The sequence below is a fragment of the Croceivirga lutea genome, from assembly GCF_014235875.1.
GTDB lineage: Bacteria > Bacteroidota > Bacteroidia > Flavobacteriales > Flavobacteriaceae > Croceivirga > Croceivirga lutea.
The window spans coordinates 1-3,062 of the sequence record NZ_JACJUK010000016.1 but is presented as its reverse complement, the minus strand read 5'-3'; the positions used below and the strand labels follow the sequence as shown (position 1 = coordinate 3,062).

Annotated in this window: 3 protein-coding genes; all 3 read right to left on the bottom strand. The window is 31.9% G+C overall.

The genetic code is table 11. The features are described from left to right. Nucleotides 1-316 precede the first annotated feature (316 nt). A complete protein-coding gene (locus H5V42_RS15130; protein WP_185784016.1) occupies nucleotides 317-1,303 on the bottom strand; it encodes a nucleotidyl transferase AbiEii/AbiGii toxin family protein in 987 nt (328 codons plus the stop codon). Continuing rightward, nucleotides 1,300-2,025, bottom strand: a complete 726-nt coding sequence (locus H5V42_RS15125) for a type IV toxin-antitoxin system AbiEi family antitoxin domain-containing protein (RefSeq protein WP_185784015.1) — start codon at nucleotides 2,023-2,025, stop codon at nucleotides 1,300-1,302. Before H5V42_RS15125 ends, H5V42_RS15130 begins: the two co-directional genes overlap by 4 nt. A 330-nt stretch (nucleotides 2,026-2,355) precedes the next feature. Next, a complete protein-coding gene (locus H5V42_RS15120; protein ID WP_185784014.1) occupies nucleotides 2,356-2,712 on the bottom strand; it encodes a bleomycin resistance protein in 357 nt (118 codons plus the stop codon). Nucleotides 2,713-3,062: the final 350 nt, after the last annotated feature.

Here is a 3,062-nt window from a genome sequence, read left to right as displayed (position 1 = left end):
CAAAGGCATCAATGGCCCTGACGGTGTTTTCTTGACCGACCATATCATCCAAACAGCTACTGTAAAGGGTAAGTTGCGAGCGGTCTTGTCCTTGTTGGTATTCCATACATTAAGTTACGAAATATCATCAGGTTGACAAAGTAAATTGAGGTGATAAAGGGATGAGTTTTGAGACAGTCTGACGGTCTCGTATAAGAATAGTAGCGGATTTTCACGAACTAACTTTTCGGTTAAACACAGACCTTTTTTATATTTACATACTTTCGTTTTAGCGATTAAACCGCTATTATTTTTATACATTGTTGTGCGTTCGTCTTTATTTTTTTTCCAATTTGATATTCCAATCAATCGATGTTATTCTTTCCTGAATGAGGATTAAAGTATTTAATAATTCTGTATCATCTGGAAAAGAACCATAAACCAAGTTTTTAAAGTCTGACTCATATACGATTTTCAAATCACTCCACACTTTTTCAGGGTTTTCAAATATTAATGAATTAATAGGGTGATTTTTCAACCATTCATTGTTGTTTTTAAAGCTTGCTACATCATCTTGAGCAACTTTTAATAGCATAATGTCAAATTCTTTTGATTTAAAATAGGTAAGCAGTTCTTTTACAGAAAGAAGTTGGTTTAAGTCATATACGTGTCTAATTTTATTCTTTAAATCTGTAATTGGGTTTTCACCATATGAGAACCGAACTAAACTCATAATTTTTTCACAAATAGTTCTACTTGGTTCTAAAACAAGTACATTGAATGGTAATAAATCTTGTTCTTTAGCGATTTCACTTTGTTCATTGTTCATCATCATTTCACCTACAAAAGAGCAAACACTTTTAGTTGTATAGGGCTCAAAGTATCCAAGCCAAGTAGCTTCCACCACAATGGCATCTCTTACTTGACCATAATCTCCTTTAAATTCTTTGTTGTATGAGTGTGCTGTTTTACGATTCATTCCCATTTTGTGAGTTAAACCCGCTATTTCTATTTCTGGCAGTACATTGCTCACTACATTACTAATTGTTCTTATTTTAGTGGTAAGTTTATTATTTGATTCTCCCTCTCTTCTTAAGACAACTAGGTCAATATCTTCTGAAAATCTTTCAATTATGTTGTAACATTTAGATAATGCTGTTCCACCTTTGAAAACTGTATCACTACCAATTTTATCATTGAATATTGTAAAAAGTGCATATGTCACCCAATAGTCTTTTTCTACAAATATTGCTGGTATTTGCATTTGGTCAGATGTAAACTGTATAGCTTGTCTAAATAGCTTTTTGTCTAGATGAAGTTTCATATGATATTCCAGTTAGAAGCTTTAGTTAATGCTTTTTTTGCACCAGTAATCTCATATTTAGTAATTGGATTTAGAGATTCTTTCAAGCTAATCGTTATTGATTTATTTTGCATTTCATCTAATAATGCACCTAATAAAGCTCTTGTAGATGGTGGATACTTTAAAGACAGTCGTATTAATTCTTTTTTATCATCTAAACTTAATTTTCTGATTATTTCCAAAAACCTTAAACAAGATGTTTTTATGGTAGTGTCGGGTATTTTCTTTACATACTTAATTGAATCTAGAATCCGTAATAGAGGAATATTTTTTTTGGTAATTATATTTTTTTGTTTGATAAATGATATCGTGTAACGCTCTCGTTTGAATTTAGGGCGTGTTTGATTTTTCCCTATTTGTATTATATTACTAACTTGAGTTGTTAATCCTAGCTTATTATATATGCTATAGCCAGTTAGGTACCCAACCACTTTACCATCTTCATTTATTAAGTCTTTAACTATTTGTTCTTGACTAGGTTGAAGAGTACCGAAAGGGGTTTTTTCAGGCTTGAAGTACTTTCCTTTTGATAGTTTTTCAATTTTGCCTGAATTTACCATACGATTTAAGGCTTTGATAATAGCTTCTTTTTTATTCACATCAATATCAAAGTCCTCATAGGTGAATACATATCCTTTTGGTAGTCGGTCTATCGTATTTCTAATATATTCAGTTACTTTCAATTTTTTTTGTTTATTCAAATATAATAAAAATGTCCAGTTTTTTAACTAATAAACTGGACAAAAAAATAATTTATTTGGAAAGTAACACTATGGGTCTTATCTTTGTGTTGCTTGCAACACAAAGATAAGACCCATACCCTTCCTTTTTTATTTATTGATTTTCAGAGTGCTGTTTTTAGATGACGCACAACGTTCTGTGTATGGCTTGTTGCGGAATTTTCCGAAGGAAACATTCCGATGGAACACTAAGGTAGCAAAATTGCAATGAATTCCGTTTAAGGAATTCAGCCGCAATGAGCTATACACGTTGTTGGCGGTTCGTTTTTATTTTTAAATATTCTGTCCAAATGTCAATAAGTTATTGTCTGGGTCGAGCACTGCAAATTCCTTTTGTCCCCAAGGTTTGATTTCCAATTTTCCATTTGGATGAATTTCGGTTTGTTTTTCTAATAATGATTTATAAAATTCGTCAATATTGTCAGTCCGAATATAAACTTGTCCGTAATTTTCTTTCGGGTTAAGTTCTTTAAATTCAAAGAAATGGATTTGTATTTGGTCTTTTTCAATCATCAAATAACCGTCAAAATCTACATTCCCGTATTGATTAAAACCTAATCGATTTAAGTAAAATTCCCGAGTCACTTTTTTGTTGCGCATAGGTAATTTCGGATTGATATCTGTTAGCATGTTATTAATTTAATGTTTTTAAATCCAATATTCTCCATTGTTTAAATCAGTTCAATTTCTGTCATTTTTCTTATTTCAGATGTGTTTTCTCAAATGACCGCCAACGGTTGGGCTATGATTTCGTTGTGGAATTTCACGTAGTGAGCATTCCGCCCGAAATCTAACCTTAAAATAAAAGTAAGGATTTCCGTTTAGGAAATCCGCCACAATGAATTATAGCCAGCTTAAGTTTGTTTCTGATTAGATTGTATTTATAAATCAGAAAGAACAAAAGAGAGGATTAAGGCCAATATAGCCATAGGAAGTAATGATTCCGTCAACATTGATGGCCCCCTCTCTTTTCCATCCAA